This window comes from Aureliella helgolandensis, from assembly GCF_007752135.1.
Taxonomy (GTDB): Bacteria; Planctomycetota; Planctomycetia; order Pirellulales; family Pirellulaceae; genus Aureliella; species Aureliella helgolandensis.
The window spans coordinates 424,011-447,451 of the sequence record NZ_CP036298.1; the positions used below are offsets into that span (position 1 = coordinate 424,011).

Below are 23,441 nucleotides of genomic sequence, written 5' to 3' on the forward strand. Positions count from 1 at the left end.
TTGTATTGATGCAGATGAGGTTGAGGTGGTTTCGAGCTGTGCTAGAAAATAACGTTGGCTTGCACCCATTCGATAACTTCGTGGAACCAGACAAAGGCTGCCGAACGCCTACCGCAGGTGACATCGGCAATGACCTTCGCTCCAGGTCGTGGGCTGATACCCTCCATGGAATTGGGGTGCACGCGAAGCTTAACGACTGCCCCCTCGGTGGAATCCAATTCTGCCCGCGCGTGGATGGCATCTATTGACAGCGTCCCCTGGTGATCCACTGAGGGATCGGTGGCTAGGATGAAATCGACCGGCAGTGGTTGTCCGCCAGACGCTTCAATCGCTTGATCCAGATACCGCATGCGTTTTTCTGGCATGAGCAACTCGAGCTCGAATTCTCCATTGGGATCAGCTACCGTTACCAGGACTTGGCCGGTGACTACCGGGCGTGCACGGAGCATCTTCTTCAAGTCCCAAGTCATGACAATGCCATCGATGGGACTGCGAATAGTCAGTTTTTGCTCTTTCTCTTGGAGCAATTCATACTGTTCCAACAGAGCTTTTTCGTGAGCCACGTGTTCTCGACCTTGGTAGGTCAGCTTGACACGCTCGGCGCGGTCTGCGGCACGGTTCTGAAGTTCTGCGACGGCGACGATTTGCTCGCGGGTTTGGTCTAACTGGCCATTGAGCTCCGAGAGTTGAATTTCCAGGTCACGGTTGCGCAGTTTAACGAGTGGCTGTCCCGCCAGGACGGCTTCGCCATGTTCCACGAACACCTCTTCGACTTCACCATCGACATGCGCGAAAACTTGCCGTTGCGTCTTCGGTTGCAAGGAGCCTTGGGCTTCCAGGTCATGATTGATGTGCACCAGGAACAGGGCCAGTAGGCCGACAGCCAGGAGGCTCAGCACCGTCATGGTCTTGGGGAAGGTGGAGCCGCGGAAGAGCCAAGTGGCACGCCCGAGCGTCCGCCAGACGGGCATCAGGAACAAGTCGCTGTGGGTCATGGAATTGTTGAGAGCCCGAGCCGCATGCTCGTAGACTAAATCGCACCGCGAACGCAAGGCTTCGGGGGGGACTTGGCTTTCGATCTGTTCGACGATCAAGGCGCCAATGATTTCACGCTTGGAGAGGTCTTCGCGCTGGACTGTTTCCTTGGAGTGCACATCCCCTTCCACGACTTTCTCGGGGCGGCGAATCGGCAGCACGGCGATGGAGCGCCCGTGGGACAGGTCTACGTAGTCCTCGATCGCTTCTTCGAGCTGCGGGGGGAGGTCTTCCACCGTGCCGTCATACCACAGGGACTCTCCAGCCGAGACGACGCGAGTGGCTAAGTTGTTGAGGGCTGTCACGATATTCGAGCGATTCTCGATCGTATCCTGTCCGCTAATCGCTTCGACTTTGCATTTGCGGCCCTTCTGGATGGCCACGCTCACACGGTCGCAACCGATGAGCTGGCGGCCTTCATTGGCAATGGTGAAGGCGGTGTCGCGTTTTTCCAAATTGTCATGCACCAAGCGGGCGAAGTGATCGGCCTTTTGCCACATCACTTGCCGGTCGGATACCTTTTGCAAGGTCCGCCCCTTAAGCCACTCTCCAATCAGGCTGGCCATCTGATCCAGGAAACGCATGTAGCCGCGTTGGATGTTGGGAGCCGAATTGGGGCGTTGGAAGATTTCCACCAAGCCTGCGGTCTGCTTTCCACCACTCGACAGCGGCGAGACCACCAGCAGGTATTGTGAGGGATTTCCCTCGTCCTGCCCTTCGCCCAGCATCGAGTGGGGTGGTACCAATTCCGATTGTCCACGCTGATAGAGGCGGGACAGCAATTTGGCATGCTTGGCCGCATCGTCGCTGTGGGCTTCCAGCAGGTTTTGATTGACGTTGATCTGATAGCTTAGCTTGAGCTGCCCCTCGTCATCGAGCAGCCAAATGGCGCCACCCACGGCAGCCAGGGCGTCGACGATTCGCTTGAGGACAGCCGGGAAGAACTCTTCGCTGGGGGCGTCGGCTCGCGATAGCTCCGCGATCTCGTTGATCAAGGTGCGGATCTGCTGCTTAGTCTGCTCGACTGTCTCTTGGGAGGGTGTGGAAGCCATATCAGCCTTCGCGGTGTTGGAGCTCGAACATCCTGTTCCGGTTGTAGAACTGGCTCGAGAGAAAACAAATGGGCGATGAATTCGACAGTAAATGGTCAGAAAGCGACTGCAAGCTTTCGCTTGATGACTTTCCGTGGTTGCAGGGGGTGGGGCGTCGCCCGTAGCGGTTATACCAATCGCAAGCATGTTTGGGCTGCCAGCACTGGGGGGCGAGCCTCGGCTTGGACACCGCAAACTTCCTTAAGTTCCCGCATTTTGAAGGACGAAATAGTGGAGTTCGAACATAAATTGCCTCCTTGCAGAGGCTGCGTTGATTAATGTTACTACGAAGAGTATAAACAATAGGGCTTGCGGAAGAAAATAGCTAGTTTTCTCGAATTCGGTTTTTAACGGGGAGTCAGGATAGGCGAAGTTGTGGGAACTTGCCTGCCGCGACTGGCATCTCAGCTGCCTGTGCCGGGAGGCTACTGCCCCCGCCTGGACCCTCACAGCACCCTTGAACGGTACCAACGCAGTCTGCCGGTCTCTCCCAGCGTCTCCCTCTCACTTCAACGAAGCACTCCGCCTTGAAGAATCAAGCTTTGCAGCATGCACTCGAGGAATTACCCGGAGAGTCGATTGGTGCGTCGTCTCCTCAGGTCAAGCGATTGGGGGAGTTGGTCGACGGCGAGCTGCCCTTGCAGATGTTTCTGGAGAAGCTCTTGCCGGAATTGAGCCAGTTACTGGGTGGGCTGGCGGCGGTCGCGTGGATGAAGGCGCAGGGGGCAAGTGGAGCGGTCTTTGGCATCCGCTACCAGATGGATGCCTTGTTGGGCTCGATCTCGGAGCAAAAAAAACACGAGCGCTTGGTGCAGTTGGCTTGGCAGCAGAAGCAGCCTCTCCTGGCAGAGCCCGCTAGGCTGGGGCGCAAGGTTTCGCCGCCAGACGCGGTGCATTCCCCCGATTCAACGCACGTGGCCGACTTGTCGCAGACACCCGGTGGTGCAAATCCCACCTCTTATCCACTGCTGTTTGGCCCAATTCTCCATTTGGGAGAGCCGGTGGCGCTGCTGGAGATCGTCTTGGCCGAGCAGGCACAGCCGCTCAGCCAGAAGCAAAGGCAGTTGTTCCTGCGCGCCATACAACTCATTTGCGAGCGAGTGTATGGAGGGTTGCGTCGTCGCATGACATTGCCAGCCGCTACGCTGGTCCAAGCAGAGGAGCACATGCAGCAGCTGACCGAAGAGGTCAAGGTGATTCAGCAACAGATTGTTCGCAGTATTGAGACTCGCCTGCAAACCTTTTTCGGTTGGTCTTTCGCTTCTCTGGCCGAAAATCAGGCTTTCGCCAAATTGGTCCACCACTTGCTAGATAGCCATGGGCTGCGTGTCGTCTGTCCCGAGTGCGGTCATCCCGCTATTCTGCGCTGTTTGCGAGCGGGCAACGCGAAGCATGGAGCCTTTGTGTTCGATCACTATCTGGAAACCGGTCGCACCTTCCATGGTGGCCCCACGACAGTTCCACTGATTCGAGTTGTTTCTAAGCCAGCCCGCCGCGTTGCGTCAAGTGCTGGGTGAATTCAAGTGTAGGGCGAGAAAGGTAGATTTTTGAATGCAGAAGTCGATTGAAGTCGGCTGCAACCTCTCCTATGAGGTTCGGCAGTCCACCGTGTTCCTGTTTCAGATTAGCTGTGCCCTAACACCGCATCAAGTCGTCGATAGTGAAAGCTTGATTCTGAATCCCAACCTGGCTACCGAGGCCTTCAGTGCTGGGATTGAAGCGAATCGCATGCATCGCGTTGTCGTCGAGCCGTGTGAGTTGAATGTTTCCTACCGTGGCAACATCACTTTGACTCCAGAGATTGATGAGCCCGGCGAAGTCAACGAGGCTAGTACCGCTCACATGCCTCCAGAGGTTTTGACTTACTTGAACCCAAGCCGCTACTGCGAAAGCGATCTGCTCGGGCGGTTCGCATTTGAAGAGTTCGGCCACCTCTATCGAGGGTACAGCCGAGTTCAAGCGGTATGCAATTGGGTTTGCGAGCACCTGGACTATACTCCCGGGAGTACGAACAGCTCAACGACGGCGACGGCGGTCTTATTGCAGCGTGCCGGAGTCTGTCGCGATTATGCACACCTAGCGATTACACTCTGCCGCGGTCTGGGGATTCCCGCTCGCTACGTAGCCGGCTATGCCGTAAACCTCCAGCCCCCTGACTTTCATGGATTCATGGAGGCCTTCCTAGGGGATCGGTGGTATTTGTTCGATCCAACTCGACTAAGTCTGGTGAGCGGACTGGTGCGAATTGGAGCGGGGCGGGATGCGGCCGACGTGGCCATTGCGACGCTCAATGGCGACGCGAGATTGTTGGACCAGCAGGTGTGGGCCAGTGATGTCACCGACCCTGCCGCAGGTGGTGGTGCCGCACCGGAAAGTGGAATTTCCACAGCCTAGCCACTGAATTCATAGTGGACTGGAGCGTTGGTGGGCGATTGGTGGGCGATTGGAACCGCCGAATCTCGTTAAGCCAGTCTGCGCTGGGAGGCTGCGTTCATGGCGCTGAGTTCTTTGAGCAGGATGTCCAAGCTTCGGCCGAGCGTTGCTTGGGGGAGTGAGGGGAAAATTGCGGTGCCCCGGGCGACTTGTTCGGTGGCTAGCGGCAGATGGACAAAGCCCACGGGGCGGTGGACCCCACGCGATTGGTACCAGTAGTGGGTTAGGTACATCGTGGCATTGCACAGGAAGGTGCCTGCGTGATAGGAAATTTTCGCCGGGATACCCGATTCTCGCAAAGCATCGGCCCAGCGTGCAAGTGGCATTTGACTTCGGAATGCGAGTGGGGCTGACTCGATCAGATTCGGGAGTTCCTGTCCCGCGTCCATCACGCAGCCAGCCACGTTGAGAGCGATGGCCTCTAACTTGATGGCGGAGGTGCCAGGGGACTGCCCGAGGTGGAGCACAGCATCGTAATCGGTCTGCAAATCCTCATGCAATTGCTTGCGTAGGGCTGCAAGTTCCACTGGGTAGCGACGGGTCGTCAATTCCAGGTGGGTGGGGCGATTCTTGAGGAGCTCGACGAGTGCCAGCCAGCTCGAGTTCTGCGGCCATTCGGCGTAGGGTTCGAAGGCTGTCAGCAAGACGTGCAAGGTAGTGGCGTTCCCAGCCCGAGGTGGGCAAATAAAAGTGGGTGATTGTGACGTCGTCTCCCTACTTTCGAATATTACGGTGGCCACCTCGCCACTCCGATGCTCTCAGATTATGGCACACGCTGGCGCGCACTGCGCTCCATTCGCTAGGTTTCTAATGGTTTTTATGGCGCTTGGCAGCACCGCAGGTGTCGGATTACCATATATTGAGCCGCCTCGGCGAGATTGGCTACCGTCTCACGCACTCCGCATCGCAGGGTTTTGCCTGCTGCAGTGTCCCGCCTCCAACCTACGAGATTCCTCATGAAACACTGGATTTTTCTAGCAATCACCGCATTGATGTCCTCAGCTAGTCCTCTCATCGCCCAGGACCTGTTCCCCGATAAGGGCCTCGAAGCGGCGGTGCGACACGAGGTGTACGCCAAACGCTACAACGAGGAACCCTTGACGGTGGATGACGTCAAGAAAATCTCTCAAGTCAAAGCCAAGTCGAAGGAAATCAAGAGTTTGGAAGGGCTGCAACACTGTGTGGCCATCCAATTGATCGATTTGGAGGACAATCAGATCGAAGATCTCTCGCCGCTGAAGGGGCTAACGCTACTGCAGTCGATCAATCTGGCGAGCAACAAGATTTCCGACGTCACGCCGCTGGAGAACCTAGAGCGGGTGCAGTATTTGCAGCTTGAAGGCAACGCGGTGAAGGATATTTCGGCACTTGCCAAAATGAACAACATGCGGTCTCTCTACCTGTCCAAGAACAAGATTGAGCAGATTGGGGTGGTCAAGGAGTTCAAGAAGGCTTGGTCGCTCTATTTGGCGGAAAATCCCATTCAAGACTTTTCGCCGATTAGCGAGCTGAAATCGCTCGATAATCTCGATCTCTCCAGCTGCAAGGTTAAGGACTTGGGCTTTCTGCGGCCCTTGAGTAGCTTGGAGGACCTGCAGCTGTCGAAAAACGAGATCTCGGATATCAGTGTCCTGATCGAAATGGCCAAAGCGGACACAAAGCGAAATTTTGCTCCGTTTTGGCGTGTTTACTTGAGTGGGAACCCACTCGACAGTGAGGCAGCCAAAGCTCAACTCGAGTCCTTTCGCGAAACGGGGGCCCGGGTAACGTTGGAGTAGGCCCGGTCAAGGATCGCGTCGGTAGCCAAATTGTAGAATGGAGGCATTTTTGGTAACTTCTACGCATGCGAAAAGGAATAGCAGTTTCACCTGGCGTTACTATCGGCACTGCATATTGCATCCACGAGGTCTTCGTAGACCCCGCTCGGGCCACGCTGCAGCCGCATGAGGTGGCCGGCGAGATTGCGCGATTCGAGAGTGCTCGAAAGCGTTCCATCCAAGATCTGCGCCTGCTGCAACAGAAAGTTGAGCAGCAAGTCGGCAAGGATGCGGCTGCTATTTTTGCCGTGCATGAGTCGATTCTTCACGACGCGACCGTGGTGGGGAAGGTGCGTGCTTGGATCAGTGACGAACGGCTGTCGGCTCAGGCCTCCCTAGCTCGACTGCTGGAGCACTACCGAGAACTTCTCCATAGGTCCGACGACGAATACCTGCGCGATCGACTCGCCGATATTCGCGATGTCGTCGAGCGTTTGACCGGCTACCTGAGCGATGCGCTCACCAAAGACTCCGGGTTTTTCTCAGGCCCCATTATCGTCGTTGCCGACGAATTGCTGCCCAGCCAAGTCGTGATGTTGGGCGATAGTACGGTGCATGGGATCGTTACCCAAGCGGGGAGTCAGACCAGTCATGCGGCGATCATCGCCCGTAGCCGTGGTATTCCTGCGGTGAGTGGCGTGGCCGGAGTTTTGCGTCAAACCAAGACCGGCGACGTGATCATCGTGGATGGCCGTGAGGGGCACGTGATCGTCAATCCCGATCCCGAAGTCCTAACCGCGTACCGCAAGCTCGAGCGTGAATTCTTCGATTTGCGAGATCAGCTGGCAGACAATCGCGACTTGCCCGCTCGCACTAAAGATGGGCAGGCATTGGAGTTGTTGGCCAATATCAATGGGGTCGCGGATGCGAAGAGCGCCGTGGCTATGGGGGGATCTGGAATTGGTTTGTATCGTACTGAGTACCTCTACCTCACCCATGCAAGCGTGCCTGGCGAAGAGGAGCAACTTGAGATCTACCGCGAGGTGGTGGCAGCCAGCCCAAGTGGTTCTGCAACGATTCGGACTTTAGATATTGGTGGGGACAAGACGGTCCCCTTCTTGGGGCGAGAAAAACAAGAGGCGAATCCATTTATGGGGTGGCGAAGCATTCGCCTCTCCTTTGAGCATCCCAATTTTTTCCTAACGCAAATTCGGGCTATCCTACGAGCGGCAGCACCCGACAAGCCTGGGGATCCTCCCAAGGCGCAAATCCTGTTTCCGATGGTGACCAATCTCGAAGAATTGCGACGTTTGCGAGCGATCGTGCGCCGAGCCGAGCAGCAATTACTCAACGACGGAAAGGTCTTTGGTAAAGCGCCATTCGGAATGATGCTGGAGGTTCCGGCCGCCGCCGTCATGATCGATGAACTGGTCAAGTCGGTCGATTTTGTGTCGATTGGCTCCAATGACTTAGTGCAGTATCTCATGGCTGCCGACCGCGATAATCCCAAAGTAAGCCATCTGTGCCAGCCGCTCTCCCCTGCGGTGTTGCGGGTGCTGGCTGCAGTGGTCCGCAGTTGCAATCAGGCTGGACGGCCGGTCACGCTATGCGGGGAAATGGCGGGACAGCCTCAGGCGTTTGCTGTGCTGTTGGGCATGGGGTTGCGACGGTTTAGCATGAGTCCTGCCTTCATTCCCTCGATCAAAGAGCTCGCTTCGCATCTTTCAATTTCTACCGCAGAAAGACTGTTGCACAACGCGCTGAAGCTTTCGACCACTCGGCAGATTCGAAGCATGCTCAACAAGGAACTGGCAGCGTTGGCTCCCAACCTGCGTCCGATTCTAATGCAGTAGCTTGCGTGGGAATCTCGCTGGCCTTGTGGCACCGCCAATGCGCTGCCTGTCTCCTCTTCACTTTTTGTGAGGAGTGTTCCGTGCCCACCGGAATCTTTCGGCGCTGTGTCAGAAGGGGTTGCGCCGCGTCGCAGTGCTTCGTGCAGTGCGTTCTGTGCAGTGCGATGAGCCGCCCTCCGTGGGCTGGCAGCGGGGCTGGGGTTTCGTCTGAGCGAAAATGACGAACGGACGAAGTATTAGGGTTAGCACCCACTCCGTCCGTTCCACAATTTTCGGCAACGCTCGCATCGAGGGGCTCTACCCCTCAATGCGCATCATTTCCTCTTTGGACTAACGCGAGCCAAACACGACGATCTGGTTAAGGTGGAAAATGCCCTTACCATCCAAGCCCACTTTCAGGTATTTACCTCGCGTGCCGGCTGGCAAATCGATCGAGTACTCGCCCGCAGGCATCTCGCTTTTCCAGACCTGTTTCCAGGCCTTGCCATCGTCCGATACCCAGACCGCTAAATCCTTGGCGCGTTCGTAGAACTGTGGATTGCGGCGATTCTGAATGTCGATGTGACGAATTTCTGCAGGCGCGGACAGGCGGATGCCGATGGCTGGCGACTGCGTGTCCTGGTTGGGAGAGTGGAACGCGAACTCGCGCTGATTGGGATCAACAGCGCTTAGGACTAGGTTGGAGTACTTCGTCCAATTGGTGGAAAAATTAGCCCCCAATTGCAGTTGAGCATCACGTGAGATCTCAATGAATTCACCATGCTTGCGAAGTTCGCCGACATCTGCGGCTCCCGTTTCAATCCAGCCATCCTCGTGGACGACGTATTGATTCTGATCGCTGAGGTATTCGATCAGGTCGAGAAACTCGCTCGGAGCGATGGTCTTCACCAGCCCCTCGGGCATGGAGCTGGCTTTCATCTCCTTGCGAATTTCAATGTCTTCCTTGGCGATCGTTTCCTCTTTGCCCTTACCGTCTCCGGTTGCGACTCCGAGAGTCAAGGAATCTTCCGTTTCGCTAAGGATGAAGCCGGAGATGACTTCACCGTCAATCGTCAGGAGCTGCACCGTTTCATAGCCTTTCGCGATGGTGTCATTGGGCCATAGAACGTTGCGGATAATGTGTTCGCGGCTATAGCGTGCACCAACGTCGTCTAGGCGAGGGCCAAATGCCTTGCCTTTGTCGCCTATTTGGTGGCAAGCCGCGCAGACGCGATCGAATACCACGGAACCGCGCTTGCTATCTCCACCGCGGATACCACTCAAAGTACGAATCGCCGCTTCACGTCGTCGTTGGGATAGTTCGGTGTCTTCGGCTTCCTTGAGTGGCTTGACGGCTTGCCCTCCGGGACCGGTCGAGAGTTTGTAGTCTTGATAAAACTGCTTAACCTCTTCACCGGAATTGGCGAGAAAGGTGCCTTGGTCTTCAGCCGCATCAATGGAGGGCTTGAGAGCTTGCAGCGTATGCTCCAGCGTGTAATCGATCCAGTAATCGGTCGGCATCGCCAAGACTTGCAGGGCCACTTCTGCCGATTCCGAGGTGGGGATGTAGCTCAGGCCGCGAATGGTCTCTAAGCGGACACGTGGGTGTTCGTCGCGGATTGCACGCTTGAACAGGTCCAATGCGGCTGGGTAGCGTTCAATCTCATTGCCCACCGAGTGCACAGCCGCTGCACGTGCGTGGAAATCGGAGGAAGACATGATGCGGTCGATCAATGTCGGATCGAGCTGTCGGAAACTCTCTTGCAGCCACATCGCTTCGCAAAGTTGGTTTGCCGAGGTGTTCGGATCTTGGATCCATTGCTTGACGGCACTCAGGACTTCCGAAGATTCGCGAGCACGTAATTCGCGTCGAGCGCGGTAGCGGGTGCGAGTTTCGTAGGCGGTCAGCTGTTCCAACAATTCCTCGATGGACTTACCGGCTTGCAGAGTGGGCTCAAGCAGCGGTTTGTCTTTGTAGACCATGCGATAGAGGCGACCGTGTTGGTGGTCGCGATTCGGATCGCGTTGGGAGTATTGCATGTGCCCGATGAGTGCGTTGCACCAATCGCCAAACCACAAGGCGCCGTCGGGGCCAATTTGTGGATCTACGGGGCGGAAAAACATGTCGGTTGAGCTGAGGAGGTCGTCGACTCGCTGGCCTGCAAAGCCCGCGGTGTCGGCTTCATCCCCCACGTCGAAGCGTGGCATACCGTGCATATTAATAACGCAGGCATAGATAAACTGACCTTGGACGCTGTCCGGGAAATGGCGACTGTACAGGAAGTCGTTGCCCACGGCAGGACGCATGCCTTCGTTGTCGAAAATTGGTCTCAATGTCTTCCGTGAGGGAACAGCAAAGCCCGACAGAGGGCTGGTCCAATGTTGTTGGGCGTTGGTGCCGTCGCCGATGATTCCCATACCCCAGCGATCGAAGACCATGCACCACGGATTGCCGTAGCCGGGGGTGCGGAAGTGGCGGAATTTCCAAGATTGTGGATCGAACACGTAGGCTCCCGAGGGGCCCTTATTGCGGAACGGTCCCCAAGGTGTCTCGAGGGTAGTGGACATGGAGACCCCTTCGAGCATGTAGAGGAGTCCTCCGTGCGACCACTCCCAGGCACCCATGGCGTGGTGAGTGTCATCGGTGGCAATGCCATCGATCAAGTAGTTGACCTCGTCTGCTTGATCATCGCCGTCGGTATCCCGCAAGAAGATGATGCGAGGCTCATCCACGACGAGGACCCCGTCCTCATGGAATTCGAATCCGGTAGGGCAAATGAGGCGGTCGTAGAAGGTCTTGCATACATCGGCGCGGCCATCTTTGTCGGTGTCTTCGAAGATCAAGATTTTATCGCCCGGCTTAGCGGAGCCAGGCAGCCATTGTGGATAGTTCACCATGCAGGAGACCCACAGGCGGCCTTGGGTGTCGAAGGTCATTTGCGTTGGGTTCGAGAACTCTGGGAAGTCCGCTTCGGAAGCAAAGAGTTGAATTTCAAACCCTTCCGGAACGTTCATTTGAGCCATCGACTCTTCCGGGGTCGGATACTCCAGGGTTTTGGGCTCCCGCCATTTGCGGAAGCCTTCGTCACGGGTGCCGAACATCGTTTCTGGAATAAAGACCTCACCGGTTTCCGAATCGTCGGGGATCTCGGGGACGTCTTTGCCTTCCGCTAGATCCCAGATGTAGCGATCGCGTACGGCCACCATCTTGCGAATCTTTTGGTACTCGCCAGGGAAGGTCTCGGTGTCCCAAGTGCGGCGGCCGCCGTAGACGTACCAACCGTTGAGCATCCGATAATCTTGGAGGTGCAACCACGATTTGTCGTTGACTGCCTCACGGATTCGGTGGAATGTCGAGACATCCATGCCGACGGGATGAGGTGTTTGGAACAGTTGTTTGTCGAGTTCGGCGGCAATCAAACGATCCCCCTGTTCGTTGGAATGCACGCCATTGATGGTGTATTGAGCACCGGCCTCCTCTGCGAAGGCGACCTTGGTCGGCTGGAACAATTCGATATAGGGCAGGTCGAGCTGTTGAGCTAAGTCACGAACGGCAGCGGAGTATTTTTCGAGTGAGCGATTGTTGCTCTCTCCATCGGGCAAGGTGGCTTTGTCAGTCGCTTCGAAGGCGATGGGGCTGACGAGAATGAAACGCGCCTCGCGGCCCGCCTTGGAGTACTTCTGCTTGTAGCGTTCAATCCACTGACCGTATTGGGTTTGGAATTGCTCAATCTCGCTAGCTGAATCACCGCGAAAGTGTTCATTGAAGCCGAAGAAGCAGAGGAAGAGTTCTGGTCCGAACTCGTCCATTGGATTGTCAATTTCCGTGTAATTGTCCGGCCGCTGTTGGTTGCCCACCTCATCTGCGGGCCAGCCAAAATTGCGGACGATCAATTCCTTTTCAGGAAACCGAGTGTGTAAGAGGGACTCAAAGTATCCGAACAGATTCATGCGTTCTGCCAGCGAGCCACCCACGAAGGCGATCCGTTCTTGATCACGGAACTCAAAGGGCAAAGAGCTGGAGGACGACGGGCTATCCGATGCTGTTTCCACGAATTTCCAGGCAGGCGAATTGGCGGGGTCGACAGCCACAGTCGCTTTGCCCAAGCCGAAATCGGCAGGTTGCAAGTCTCGCTTTTCCCAGTAGTTGGCTGGTTCGCGAATGAATCCATAGAAGCTCGGGTCGAATGGGTCGACGAAAGCGACGTTCGAATGGGCTGGGACGTCGCGGCCGGTCAGATGCAAAGCTGCGTTCACGACTAAACGTCTGAGGTCCTCGTCGGCGAAATCGACTGCCGCACCACCGGTCGCGCAGAATGCATTCCCCTGCCCGCTACCGTTGGGCTTCTGGTAGGAGTGGAGCCATGCGAAGGCTTGCATGGGATCGTTCTTGGCGCCTTCCACGTTGGGGGATCGAGGGTCCAGTGATTCGGTAACTGCAGCCCTGAGAAGAATTTGATCATCGTCGGTTAGATGTTTGACTCCGTAGACATCCGATGGGCAAAAGATTTCTCCCACGCCCCTGAGGATTGGATGGTTGGCTTGGCCTTTTTCCACCACGCTTCGAGCCCCCTCGACCTTGTGCTTGCCATGGTGATTGACCCATGTTTCCCCTAAAACTTGCAGCCCAAAGTCTGCGAACGGAATTCCGCCGAAGGAACCTTTTCCGTTAAAGGCATGCGTGGCGGTGCGGATGCCGAGGACCGGCTTGCCCTCGTTGAGGTATTGTGTAACGAACTGACTACCTTTCGCATCGGGCGTTCTGAATCGCGTGCCGATAATCATCAGATCGGCATCCTGCAGTGCGTCCAGTCCCTTGAGACCCGTCGAATTGTTGGGGTCGATATAACTGACGTTGTCCTCCGACATCGAGAACAATACCGTGCATTTGAAACCATGATGCTGGCTGAGGATCTTACCCAGCATCGGCATGGTCTCCTCCGTTCGATACTCTTCGTCTCCTGCGATCAGGACCACGTGCTTGGGGTGGTCCGCTCCGTTGCCCGGATTGAATACTATGCGATCTTCAGCTGCCATCGCTGATGGAATCGAGAGGCAGCTCAATACTAAGCTGCATAGAGGGATCATGATTCTCATGGGGGACTCATTGTGGACGAGTGCATGGTGGGACGCTACGGCGTAGGTGCGTCAGCAGTTCTGCCTGACATGATACACGATTTGACAGGTGAGATCAGCAGGATGTTGAGGCAATGTGTTCCACGATTCTTAGCGCTCAGCCTGTCGGCAGAGCGGCTGGCAGAGTGATTCTAGTATTCAACGTGGAGAAGTAGTGCTGCTAATTGCCTTGCCGCAGCAACCATTCTCCCTTGCTCGCGCAGCGGGTGGCTATGTCAACAAGCCGTCACCCGCCGAGTTGGGTATTGCGAGTGGCCTGCTAGCCGTCGACTGCTCGTTTGTTGGGCTAGATTTTACTGGGCTGATTTTGGGACGCGTTGGGGGCGTGCCTGTGGGTTTTTGGGAATACCGTCGACCGCTTCGAGGTAGGCTAGTCGCCTTTGGACTTCCTGGCTCTCCAACGCTTGGGGTAGAAGATTCCGAGCCGAGATATCGAAGTCGTATCCCGGTTCGCCATCGCGTAACAGTACTACGGTGTTGAGGATCAAGTTAGCTTCGATGGGGGACTTGCTCTGGCCGAGGCATTCCAGCAATACGCTTTGAGGATCCGACACGCCGATAAGCCCCAGGAACTCGGCAGCACGGACGCGCACGAGTCGGTTGTCGTCGTTTTGTGCAAGCTGTTGGGCAATAGGAGCGAGACTGGCGGCGCTCTTGCCGTGCGAGCTGCACGCGATGATTGCCCAGTAGCGGGCAATTGGATCGCGGGAAGCGAGGGCCCGCTCCAGATCGGATTCAATGTCACGAAACTTGGCTAAGCTAAGATCTGCGATGGCGACATATTCGGCAATTTCTGAAGCGTGCTGCGTGCCGAATTGCGTTGGATTGGCGGCGGCGTGTTCGGCCAAATAGCTCTCCGGGTAGAAGCTCAGGTCGGGCAGTGATTTGACTTTCGATTGCAATCGGTCTCGCATTCGCTGCAGCACGGTAGCGTAGGCGGGGTCGTTGGCCAGATTGTGAACTTCATGGGGATCCGCTTCGACGTCGAATAGCATTTCTGACGGTCGAGTGCGGAAGAATTGGCTCTGCGTTTCGTTGAGCTTTCCGGCCTGGAATTGTTCTCGCCATTGGCGGTAGGCAAGCATGATATAGCGGTAGTTGTTTTGCAAACCGTCGAAATTGAACGGTTGGTAGCTGCGAATGTAGTCGTATTTCCCGACTCGGAGGGAGCGAACGAAATCGTATTTTTCATCGAAACGGTCGGCATAGCCAAAGGCTTCATCACGTGCATCGACCGCGGAAGCAGTGACGCCCAGCCCGAGGAATGGCTGGCCATCAATGCCGGTGGGAACGGGGACTCCAGCCAGGTTGAGCGTGGTGGCTCCCATATCAATGAATTGCACGAAGCCTGGAACCTGGGAGTCGGCCGGCCAGGGGGAAAGGTGTTTGAAATTCTCAGGGATGCGTACGACCAGGGGGACGTGCAATCCGTTGTTGTAGGCGTAGCCCTTTCCGCGTGGGAGGACACCGCCGTGGTCGCCGAAGTAGAAGATGAATGTGTCTTCCAGCAATTCGTCCTGATCGAGTTGATCGACAACTGCCCCGATTTGTTGGTCTACAGTTTGAATGTTGTCCAGATACTTGGCGACCGTGAAGCGAAAGAGCTCGGTGTCTGGATGGTAAGGGGCGATAGAGACAGTGGTCGGATCGTGGATCGTTTTCTGTCGCTCGAAGTCCTGCTGAGAAAAGTGGAGCGAGCTCTCGTGCGTGGCCCCAAAACTTTGCATGTGAAAGAAGGACTGCCCTGCCCTGCGGCCTCGCCAGTTTGCACTCTTCGAAGACTCATCCCAAGTGCCTCGAGTCTCCGTTGCGTTATAATCCTTCTTGCTATTGTTGGTCGTGTAGTACCCCGCTGCTCGGAGGTAAGCCGGAAACATCTCAACCCCAGGTGGCATGGGGGCTTCGAATTCGCGACGGTGGAACTGTGTGCCAATTCGGGGGCCGTAACAGCCGGTCATTAAGGTCGTTCTGGCAACCGAGCAGACGGGAGCATTGGAGTACGCATTCTTGAAAAGCAGGCCGTCACTGGCCAATTGTGCAATGCGTGGTGCCTCCGCTCCATGCGCGTCGTAGAGTCGTAGGTATTCAGCGGAATTGTCTTCCGAGATCAACCATACAACGTTGGGGCGTTCTGCGGCTTGCAAACGCGACCCGAGTGAATCGAGCAGCACAATGCCGGCCGTGGCGAGTAAGACGCAAGCGTGGACGATTGAGGAATGCATGATCGGGTTCACTTTGCGAGAAGGGCCAGTGGTAGAAATGTTGCCTCCCCTGCTCTGCTCTGCACGGTAGGCGTGCGATTGAGCGAGCCGATTGGGCACTAGGTGGCTGTCGGTGTAGTCGGTTCTCGCGCAATCGCAATGCTGTTCAGCGCGCTGGAGGGGCAGCGCGTCCGGCGCTATGCTGCCGTGGTCGGTGGAGTGCTGAAGGCACGCGGCTCATCGGTTTCAGAGCGCAACCTGTTTGACCGTGAAGGGAGCACCTCCATCGACCGGTAGCGGCAACCATCTATCCTTGCTCACAGGGCGGACAGCAATTTCAACAAGCCATCGCGCGGCGGGGGACTGTTTTAGCAAGCCGCCCTGCGGCGGGTAGCAGCTTCGACAAGCTGCCACCACGCTGCGGCTGATTCTGCAAGCTGGGCTGCAGCGATTATTCGTTCTCGTCGGTTTGGCTATCCGAGTCGATGGAGTCGTCCTCTGGAGGCGTTTGCATTTCTGGTTCGGACGCCGCGCTGGTATCGCTATCGCTATCGGGCAGTTCTACGGGGACCTCGCCAGCGGGAGCAGGGGCGCCGGAGATGGCGACTTCCTCCTCGTCCACGACATCCTCCTTGGGCACTTTGACGATAGCGGTCAGGGTGTCTCCCTCGTCCACGTTCATGATGCGGACACCTTGCGTGTTGCGACCGATGATATTGATCTCATTGGCTGCGACGCGTTGGATTTTACCTAGCGAGGTCATCATGAGGAGTTCATCGTCGTCGGTCACGGGAACGATACCGATCACCGGTCCGTTTCGCTTGCTGGCTTTGATGTCCATCAGGCCACCGCCACCACGTCGTTGGGTACGATAGGATTGGCTGGAGTTTGGAGAGTCCTCGCCATCGGCCTCTGGTGCTTCTGCCGTCTCAGCGGTGGCGGTGACTTCGCCATCGACCGTTTCTGCGTCGTCGACCACGGCTAGCTTCTCGCCAGCTCCAAACCAAGTCCGCTTGCCGTAGCCTTGTTCGCAAACCGTCAGTAGCGTTGCTTCTGGGTTGGTGACCACCATGCCTACAACGGAATCTTCTTTTTTCAGGCGAATGCCTTTGACTCCGGAGGTGTTGCGTCCCATTGAGCGGGCGTCGGATTCGGAAAAGCGAATTGCCTTGCCGCCTGCGGTAGCCATTAGGACTTGGTCATCGGGACCGACCACCACGACATCGACCAATTCGTCATCGTCCTTGAGCTTGATGGCGATGATGCCGCCTCGCTTGGGACGGGAGTAGGCGTCGAGTGGGGTTTTCTTCACCAGCCCCTTCTTGGTGGCCATCATCAAGAAGTGTCCGGGGAGGTCAAAGTCGCGAATGGCTACGCATTCTGTGATCGTTTCGTCAGCCGCCAAATTGAGCAAGTTTACAATTGCCCGCCCACGACTTTCACGGCTCAGTTGTGGGATGTCGTAAACCTTTTGCCAGTAGACTTTTCCTTGGCTGGTAAAGAACAGCAGGTAGGCGTGTGTGCTGGCCACAAACAAGTGTTCGATAGGATCTTCGTCCTCGACCTTGGCGCCCTTGATTCCCTTGCCTCCACGGCGTTGAGCTCGGTAGGTGATGGAGGGAGTCCGCTTGATGTAGCCGCGATGGCTGATCGTGACCACCATCGTTTCTTCGGTGATCAAATCCTCGAGGTTGTAGTTCCCCAATTCTTCGTGGGAGATCTCGGTGCGACGGTTGTCTCCAAAGCGTCGTATCATCTCCGCCATGTCATCTTTGATGATGTCGTAGATGTTCTTTTGGTCAGACAGGATGGTCAAATACCCATCGATTTCAACGAGCAAGGCAGCGTGTTCGTTGGTGAGTTTATCTTGTTCCAGGTTGACCAACTGTCCCAAACGCATGGCCAAAATGGCGTCGGTTTGGACGCTGGTTAGCGAGTAGGTGTCGGAGACTCCCCGATCCCGCTGGAACTCGATGAAACCATTGTCACCCAGGGCGCGCTCCATCATGGACGCTGGAACCTGGACACCCATCAGCCGTTCTTTCGCTTCGGGCTGCGTGCGACTGCTGCGAATGATCTGGATGATTTGGTCGATGTCGGCCAGCGCGAGCAACAGGCCTTCGATGGTGTGTTTTCGCTTGCGAGCGCGAGCCAGTAGGAACTGGGTTCGCCGGCGGATTACCTCGACGCGGTGACGCACGAACTCTTGAAGCATCTCCTTGATGTTTAGCTCGCGCGGCTTGCCGTCGACCAATGCCAAGAAGATGATGGAGAAGGTGTCTTGCAGTGGTGAGAATTTGTAGAGCTGATTGAGGACGATGTCCGCGTCATGCCCCTGCTTGATATCGATCACCATCCGCACTGGTTCGTTGAGATCGCTCTCGTCGCGGATGCCGGAAATACCCTTGATCTTGCCCGAGCTGACCAGTCCGGCAATGCGTTCGATCACTCGATCGCGGAATTGCTGGAACGGGATTTCGCTCACGACGATTCGCGTGCGATTCTTGATCGTTTCGATCTTGGTGCGTGCGCGGACAACAACGGTACTGCGTCCCGTTCGGTAGCCCTGGCGAATGCCATAGCGGCCACAAATGATCCCACCGGTCGGGAAGTCGGGCCCGGGGACGATCTCCATCAGTTCATCGAGGCTGATGTCGGGATCATCCACCAAGGCGGTAACTGCGGTGCACACCTCGCGCAGATTGTGGGGAGGAATGCTGGTGGCCATGCCCACTGCAATCCCGGTTGTGCCATTGACCAGCAAGTTGGGGAAGCGGGCTGGAAGCACGACGGGTTCGTTACGAGCTTCGTCATAGGTGGGGACGAAATCGACGGTGTCGAGTTTGATGTCGTCGAGCATCATGGCGGCGGCCGCGCTCAACCGAGCTTCGGTATACCGCATCGCCGCTGGGGGGAGGCCAGCGATCGAGCCGAAATTCCCCTGTTTGTCGACGAGTACCTGCCGCATGTTCCACTCTTGCGCCATGCGGACCAGCGTCGGGTAGATGACGGCTTCACCATGCGGGTGGTAGTTGCCGCTCGTGTCCCCGGAGATCTTGGCGCACTTGACTCGCTTGGAGCCTGGGCCGAGGTTGAGGTCGTTCATCGCGACCAAGATTCTTCGCTGAGAAGGCTTGAGTCCGTCCCGTACGTCAGGCAGCGCCCGGCTCACAATCACGCTCATCGCGTAGGTCAGGTAACTGTCGCGCAGTTCGTTTTCGATCGGTTGATCAACAATGCGGGTGCCATCAAAGATCTCGTCACCATTGCCGCCATCTGCACCAGCGTTCGAGGCATTGGAATCGGAGTCGTTGGGGGGTACGTCAGACAAGCCAGAATCCTTCAAATTTGCTCAGGGGGGCGGGGACTCCCAACAGACCGTGAGGAGGCTGTTTCAGCCTCGCTTCAGCAGTGCTTTCGGCGCGTCGCCCGGTACGTGCTCAATGGCCGGTGTTGGCAATTTTTCTGCGTCCAGAATTGCCCGTCACCTAAAGCGCCCGAATATACCAGTTTGGGGCGATTCTCACAACGGGCCGAAGATTGCGAGCGGTTGTTGTAAGTTGTTGCCGCAGAACGATTTGCGACATGTGTTTTAAGTGTCCCAAGCGGTCGTCGGGCTAGGGTCAAAAAAAGCGATCGGCGGCCTTGTGTAAACCGCACTGCCCGGGCCATGCTGCCGGAGGATGTGCGGGGGCAGCAGTCCGCGTTCGCCGAGCGCAGCCGACGGCTTCCAGCGAAATGCCGCCTAAACTTAAGGGACTGGTTTGGGTTGTTGCGCGTTGATCTTGCGAAACTTGTGTGGGGTGATTCCAGCGTGTTTCTTGAACTGCTGGGTGAATGCGCTTTGATCGCAGAAGCCGTAGCGGAGGGCGATGTCGGCGATCGGAGCGTCTGTTTTCAGCAGCGCATCGCTAGCAGCTTGGATCCGTGTTCTCGAGAGAAACTCCTGCACGTTCATCCCGAAAAATTCCAGGAACTTGCGATGCAGTTGCCGGGGAGAGAGGTCGGCAATCCGCGCCAAATCGGTCACCGTCAAACGGCTGGCGTGCCGCTCGCGAATGTGCTCCACGACCTTATCGATCTGGGTGTATGTTTGGAAGGACCGCCGGCTTCCCTCGTAGCTGCGGACGGTTCCCATGACCCCCACGATTCGCTGCTGCTCGTCGCGAATGGGGTGCTTGTTGGTGATGAACCAATCCAGCAGGCGTTGTTCGGTGTACCAGATTTCAACACGGCCGATGAGGGCCGTGCCGGTCTGCATGACCTGCTGGTCATCCTCGACGAATTTGGCGGCAATGTGTTGGGGGAAGTAATCGTAGTCGCTCGTGCCGATGATATCGTCCTCATGGCTCAACCCGAAGCGAGCTAGGATCCCAGGGCTGGCTCCCATCATGCGACTCTCCGCATCCTTGACGAAAAAGTAGATCCCCGGCAGGTGTTCGAACAGCTCTTGAAACCTCTGCACTTGCCCCAGTTGTTGGTAGAAATCGCGCTGGATCGAATTCATGAGGTCTGGGGGGCGGGGGCTAAAGTGAAGATTCCCTGTTGGCAAAGTTGCTCGCAAAGCATGGTCATTCGCTTGCGGTTCGCCCCCAGGTCGGAATACCCAAGTCGCGATGCGGAGCGAAAGTGGAGCAGTTGGGTGTCCGGTGCGATGGCAAACTCAACGTCGTCCACGAAGCGGAGGACTAGGCTGGTGAAGGTGAAGTGGAGGCTGTTTGCTTGACGCTCTACGAGCTTGACTCTGGGCATTGAAGAGAGCAGTGTGACGACCGCCTCGAGCGCCTGGGGGTGGTCCCCACTGAAATGGAGTGGCGGCATCGCCTGCTCGGCTCGCGTGGCTTGACTGCTGACGCAATTCGGTTTGTCTGGGCAGGAGGCTAACAGCGTGTTCATGAGTTGGGCAGGAACTTTCCTGTGGAGAGGAGGTGGAGAGTCTGTTCCGCAGTTCGGCGACTAAAAAGGACGCTCGAATGTGTGGCTGGGATCGTCGTGTACTGCGTAACCCCCTGCAATTCGGTACTGCCTGGGGAGACGACATAGTCGCGACTGGCGCGAATGATGCCGATCGCGTGCCGCAAGGCAAGATCTTCTGGCAGCGAGCGAACTAGGCTGTGGGGGCTATCGCTCAATTCCACCAGCGGGCGGCTGAGCCAGCCCACCCAGGGCGTGAGTCGTCGGGCCGCATGAGATCCGTGATTGGGGGGGCAAATCATAACGGTCCGGCCGATTAGCTCGGCGAGTCTTGGATTCTGAGGCACGTGGTGGAGTAGCGCCAAGCGGGTAACGATACTCCCCAGGCTGTGAGCCACGATGTGTATGCGAGTGCAGGTTGCGTTGAGTGCTAGTTGGCTGAGCCAGCTGGCAAAATGCTGAGCGTGCGTGGCCGTATCGCTCAGGAAGCTGCGGTATCCCCATAGCTGGACTTGGTACCCGGCCTTATGGATTCGCCGGGCGAGCGGCTGCATTAGCCAGCGATGGCCGCCCAGTCCATGCAGCAGAATGACACATTCGGTGGGAGGAGTCGTCATGGCAAGCAATCAAGCGGAGGTCTGGGCGTGATCTAGGCGGTTCGAGTGTGAGAGCTACAATGGCAGGCAAAACGCGGTTACAGCACCGGAGTGTACCCCCCTCCGTTGGTATATACAGGGAATAGGCAGTTCATGGACAAATCGCAGCACAAATTCGCTGGCAGCGGCCATATCGTTATAGCAGACGGGGAAGAACTCGATTTGCGGAATCGCTACTTGGCCGCTGTCTTAGCTTGGTTGATACCTGGTGCCGGGCACGCTTTCCAAGCACGATATCTGAAATCGGCCATCTTCTCGACGGCCATTCTGAGTTGCTTTGTGATTGGCATGGTGATTTCCAACTGCCGCTGTGTTTACGCTTGTTGGGATCAGACCGAGAAGCGTTGGCAGTATGCCTTGCAGGCTGCCGTCGGGTTGCCTGCCCTGCCCGCCGCCTATCAGGCTTGGGTGGGGGCCAGCGCGGGCCAAGCGGATGGTCCTGGGTTCATGGCCGCGCCGCGAAGCACCGCAGACCTCGATCGCTGGAATGAAAAGACCGCGTCTGGTTTTGATATGGGGACGCTGTATACCATGATTGCCGGACTTTTGAATGTGCTGGCTATTTATGATGCGTACAGCGGGCCACTGCCACCTCCCGTACCCAAGAAGCGTCGCCGGCCGCCTGAGGGGGATGCGGCGGATGCCAGCGTTTCCAAGGCCGATGCTGCGGAAGCCAACACGATTGAGGCAACCGCTTAACTGCTGGTAAGCGGCGGAATAGACGCCTTGCGAACCTGGCGCCGGTACCTTTTCCTGAACACATCAGTTGTGGAGAGAGCATGGTTGTAAATATGTCGATTGGGTACCTCCTGTTGTACCTTCCGCTGTTGGTCGCCGTATCGTGTGTGATTGGTGCAACGCGTCATGAAGTCCCGAGGTTAATCGTAGAGCAAACGGTGCGGAACGCTCTCTGGATCACTTCGTTCATGCTCGGTATCTATGTGGTGCTCCAGGTTGTATCCTGGTTGGTCTAGTCGAAGCGACCACTCGTTTTACCCTTCAAGCTCTTCTGAACGTATATCTCCATGCGCGTGCTCACTCTAGGTGGTGGAACGGTTGGTACCTGGATCGCTGATCTACTCTGCCGCTACCGCCATGACGTAACCGTCGTGGATACTGACGCAGAGAATGTGCGTCGCATCAACCATGATTTAGATGTGCGCGCCATACAGGGCTCTGCTTCGCAGTCGAGTGTGCTTTTCCAGGCTGGCGTCATGGGGTGCGATGTCTGCTTGGCGGTTACCGGGCAGGACGAGGTCAACATGGTGGCGGCTAGCATGGCCAAGGCGATGGGGGTGCGGCGCTCGGTAGCGCGTGTTTACACCCCAGTCTTCCGCGATCTCAGTACGTTCGACTATCAGCGCCATTTCGGCATCGATCGCCTGCTCAGCTTGGAGCATCTGACCGCAATGGAACTGGCACGCGCCATCCGCAATCCGGAAAGTTTAACACTGGAACATTTTGCAAGAGGCCAGTTGGAAGTGGCCGATTTTGAGGTGACTCGCCTGAGCGATTCTTTGAACAAGCCCTTGAAGCAACTGGCTATGTCGCAGCATGTTCGGCTGGGTACGATTCGCCGCGATAAAAAAACTTGGATTGCCCGAGCGCATGATGAAATTCATCTTGGGGACTGGGTCAGCCTCATTGGCCGTCCCGACGAACTGCAGGAGTTTAAGAAAACCTTCAGCTTAGGAAGGCCCAAGCGGCAATTTATCGTTATCGCAGGTGGGGGAGAGACTGGCTATCACCTTGCTAAAGCCCTCGATGCCCAGCGGCACAAGGTGTTGCTCCTGGAGTCGGACTCTGAACGCTGCGATTACTTGGCCACGCACCTGGATCGTACCACGGTCGTTCACGCGGATGCGACTCGCAAATTGACGCTGGAAGAGGAGCGTGTGAGTGGCTGTGATTACTTTGTCGCCTGCACCGGAAATGATGAAAACAATATCATGTCTGGCATTGAGGCCAAGTCGCTGGGGGCTCAGCAGATCATGGCGATTGTGGGGCGTCCCGACTACGCCGAAATTGTTGGCCGTCTTGGAATTGACATCGCGGTGAGTGAGCGGGATGCCATGGCGCGACAGATCTTGGGATTGATGACCGAAGGCCCCGTGCTGAGTCAGCTGCAATTGCCTGCTAGCAATATTTTTGTTTTGGAGTTGGAAGTCCTGGAAGGCGCTCAGGTTTCCGAATCCAATCTGGCGGAAGTTCCTTTTCCAGAGGGGGTCTTGGTCGCGGCTGTCCTGCAAGAGGATTACGTCCGCGTGCCCACAGCCGCCGATAGTTTGCAAGTGGGAAACACCGCTCTCGTGCTAGCGCCCGCCGCTTGCGTCGACCAAGTCGTGCAAGCCTTTAAATGATTTTTCCAGGCTAAGCGGCAGCAAGT

At 56.6% G+C, this 23,441-nt stretch carries 16 protein-coding genes; 8 read left to right on the plus strand and 8 right to left on the minus strand.

Annotated features, from left to right (window positions below; genetic code table 11):
* Window positions 1–41: 41 nt before the first annotated feature.
* A complete protein-coding gene (locus Q31a_RS01560) occupies window positions 42–2,087 on the minus strand; it encodes an efflux RND transporter periplasmic adaptor subunit (RefSeq protein ID WP_145072975.1) in 2,046 nt (681 codons plus the stop codon).
* Between the two features lie 566 nt (window positions 2,088–2,653).
* Between Q31a_RS01560 and Q31a_RS01565 the strand changes: the two genes are divergently transcribed.
* Both Q31a_RS01565 and Q31a_RS01570 read left to right on the plus strand, forming a co-directional pair.
* Complete coding sequence (locus Q31a_RS01565) at window positions 2,654–3,643, plus strand: hypothetical protein (protein WP_145072979.1); 990 nt, start codon at window positions 2,654–2,656, stop codon at window positions 3,641–3,643.
* Window positions 3,644–3,677: 34 nt separating this feature from the next.
* Window positions 3,678–4,520, plus strand: coding sequence for a transglutaminase-like domain-containing protein (locus Q31a_RS01570; protein WP_145072982.1), 843 nt, complete (start codon window positions 3,678–3,680; stop codon window positions 4,518–4,520).
* Between the two features lie 68 nt (window positions 4,521–4,588).
* On the opposite strand, the gene Q31a_RS01575 is transcribed toward Q31a_RS01570, so the two are convergent.
* Window positions 4,589–5,212 carry a pyroglutamyl-peptidase I gene (locus tag Q31a_RS01575; protein ID WP_145072985.1) on the minus strand — a complete coding sequence of 208 codons (624 nt, stop codon included), beginning with the start codon at window positions 5,210–5,212 and terminating at the stop codon, window positions 4,589–4,591.
* Window positions 5,213–5,515: 303 nt separating this feature from the next.
* Between Q31a_RS01575 and Q31a_RS01580 the strand changes: the two genes are divergently transcribed.
* A complete protein-coding gene (locus Q31a_RS01580) occupies window positions 5,516–6,337 on the plus strand; it encodes a leucine-rich repeat domain-containing protein (RefSeq protein WP_145072988.1) in 822 nt (273 codons plus the stop codon).
* A 65-nt stretch (window positions 6,338–6,402) separates the two neighbouring features.
* Complete coding sequence (gene ptsP, locus Q31a_RS01585) at window positions 6,403–8,169, plus strand: phosphoenolpyruvate--protein phosphotransferase (RefSeq protein WP_145072991.1); 1,767 nt, start codon at window positions 6,403–6,405, stop codon at window positions 8,167–8,169.
* Window positions 8,170–8,499: 330 nt separating this feature from the next.
* Here the strand turns inward: ptsP and Q31a_RS01590 are convergent, their stop codons facing one another.
* Window positions 8,500–13,245: a PVC-type heme-binding CxxCH protein gene (locus Q31a_RS01590; protein WP_145072994.1), complete on the minus strand. Its 4,746-nt coding sequence runs from the start codon at window positions 13,243–13,245 to the stop codon at window positions 8,500–8,502.
* Between the two features lie 332 nt (window positions 13,246–13,577).
* Window positions 13,578–15,506 (minus strand): sulfatase-like hydrolase/transferase, encoded by a 1,929-nt coding sequence (locus Q31a_RS01595; RefSeq protein ID WP_145072998.1) that lies wholly within the window; start codon window positions 15,504–15,506, stop codon window positions 13,578–13,580.
* Between the two features lie 102 nt (window positions 15,507–15,608).
* Here Q31a_RS01595 and Q31a_RS30645 point away from each other — a divergent pair, with 102 nt between their 5' ends.
* On the plus strand, window positions 15,609–15,782 hold the full coding sequence (locus Q31a_RS30645) for a hypothetical protein (protein WP_231691024.1): 174 nt from the start codon (window positions 15,609–15,611) through the stop codon (window positions 15,780–15,782).
* A gap of 154 nt (window positions 15,783–15,936) precedes the next feature.
* Here Q31a_RS30645 and gyrA read toward each other — a convergent pair whose 3' ends face one another.
* From gyrA to Q31a_RS01615, 4 genes are all read right to left on the minus strand, one after another.
* Window positions 15,937–18,669: a DNA gyrase subunit A gene (gyrA, locus tag Q31a_RS01600; protein WP_231691278.1), complete on the minus strand. Its 2,733-nt coding sequence runs from the start codon at window positions 18,667–18,669 to the stop codon at window positions 15,937–15,939.
* 567 nt (window positions 18,670–19,236) lie between these two features.
* Window positions 19,237–19,992, minus strand: a complete 756-nt coding sequence (locus Q31a_RS01605) for a helix-turn-helix transcriptional regulator (RefSeq protein WP_145073001.1) — start codon at window positions 19,990–19,992, stop codon at window positions 19,237–19,239.
* Window positions 19,989–20,381 carry a DUF1499 domain-containing protein gene (locus Q31a_RS01610; RefSeq protein WP_145073004.1) on the minus strand — a complete coding sequence of 131 codons (393 nt, stop codon included), beginning with the start codon at window positions 20,379–20,381 and terminating at the stop codon, window positions 19,989–19,991. Before Q31a_RS01610 ends, Q31a_RS01605 begins: the two co-directional genes overlap by 4 nt.
* Window positions 20,378–21,016, minus strand: coding sequence for an esterase/lipase family protein (locus tag Q31a_RS01615; protein ID WP_145073007.1), 639 nt, complete (start codon window positions 21,014–21,016; stop codon window positions 20,378–20,380). The genes Q31a_RS01610 and Q31a_RS01615 overlap by 4 nt, the downstream gene beginning before the upstream one ends.
* A 132-nt stretch (window positions 21,017–21,148) precedes the next feature.
* Here Q31a_RS01615 and Q31a_RS01620 point away from each other — a divergent pair, with 132 nt between their 5' ends.
* From Q31a_RS01620 to trkA, 3 genes are all read left to right on the plus strand, one after another.
* Window positions 21,149–21,754, plus strand: coding sequence for a DUF6677 family protein (locus Q31a_RS01620; protein WP_145073010.1), 606 nt, complete (start codon window positions 21,149–21,151; stop codon window positions 21,752–21,754).
* A gap of 80 nt (window positions 21,755–21,834) precedes the next feature.
* Window positions 21,835–22,029, plus strand: a complete 195-nt coding sequence (locus Q31a_RS01625) for a hypothetical protein (RefSeq protein ID WP_145073013.1) — start codon at window positions 21,835–21,837, stop codon at window positions 22,027–22,029.
* A gap of 51 nt (window positions 22,030–22,080) precedes the next feature.
* On the plus strand, window positions 22,081–23,415 hold the full coding sequence (gene trkA / locus Q31a_RS01630; RefSeq protein WP_145073016.1) for a Trk system potassium transporter TrkA: 1,335 nt from the start codon (window positions 22,081–22,083) through the stop codon (window positions 23,413–23,415).
* Window positions 23,416–23,441 lie beyond the last annotated feature (26 nt).

Coding starts and splice junctions, on each gene's coding strand:
- Q31a_RS01560 (WP_145072975.1), bottom strand. CDS start 2,087: ATGGCTTCCACACCCTCCCAAGAGACAGTCGAGCAGACTAAGCAGCAG.
- Q31a_RS01570 (WP_145072982.1), top strand. CDS start 3,678: ATGCAGAAGTCGATTGAAGTCGGCTGCAACCTCTCCTATGAGGTTCGG.
- Q31a_RS01580 (WP_145072988.1), top strand. CDS start 5,516: ATGAAACACTGGATTTTTCTAGCAATCACCGCATTGATGTCCTCAGCT.
- ptsP (WP_145072991.1), top strand. CDS start 6,403: ATGCGAAAAGGAATAGCAGTTTCACCTGGCGTTACTATCGGCACTGCA.
- Q31a_RS01590 (WP_145072994.1), bottom strand. CDS start 13,245: ATGAGAATCATGATCCCTCTATGCAGCTTAGTATTGAGCTGCCTCTCG.
- Q31a_RS01595 (WP_145072998.1), bottom strand. CDS start 15,506: ATGCATTCCTCAATCGTCCACGCTTGCGTCTTACTCGCCACGGCCGGC.
- gyrA (WP_231691278.1), bottom strand. CDS start 18,669: ATGAGCGTGATTGTGAGCCGGGCGCTGCCTGACGTACGGGACGGACTC.
- Q31a_RS01605 (WP_145073001.1), bottom strand. CDS start 19,992: ATGAATTCGATCCAGCGCGATTTCTACCAACAACTGGGGCAAGTGCAG.
- Q31a_RS01610 (WP_145073004.1), bottom strand. CDS start 20,381: ATGAACACGCTGTTAGCCTCCTGCCCAGACAAACCGAATTGCGTCAGC.
- Q31a_RS01615 (WP_145073007.1), bottom strand. CDS start 21,016: ATGACGACTCCTCCCACCGAATGTGTCATTCTGCTGCATGGACTGGGC.
- Q31a_RS01620 (WP_145073010.1), top strand. CDS start 21,149: ATGGACAAATCGCAGCACAAATTCGCTGGCAGCGGCCATATCGTTATA.
- Q31a_RS01625 (WP_145073013.1), top strand. CDS start 21,835: ATGGTTGTAAATATGTCGATTGGGTACCTCCTGTTGTACCTTCCGCTG.
- trkA (WP_145073016.1), top strand. CDS start 22,081: ATGCGCGTGCTCACTCTAGGTGGTGGAACGGTTGGTACCTGGATCGCT.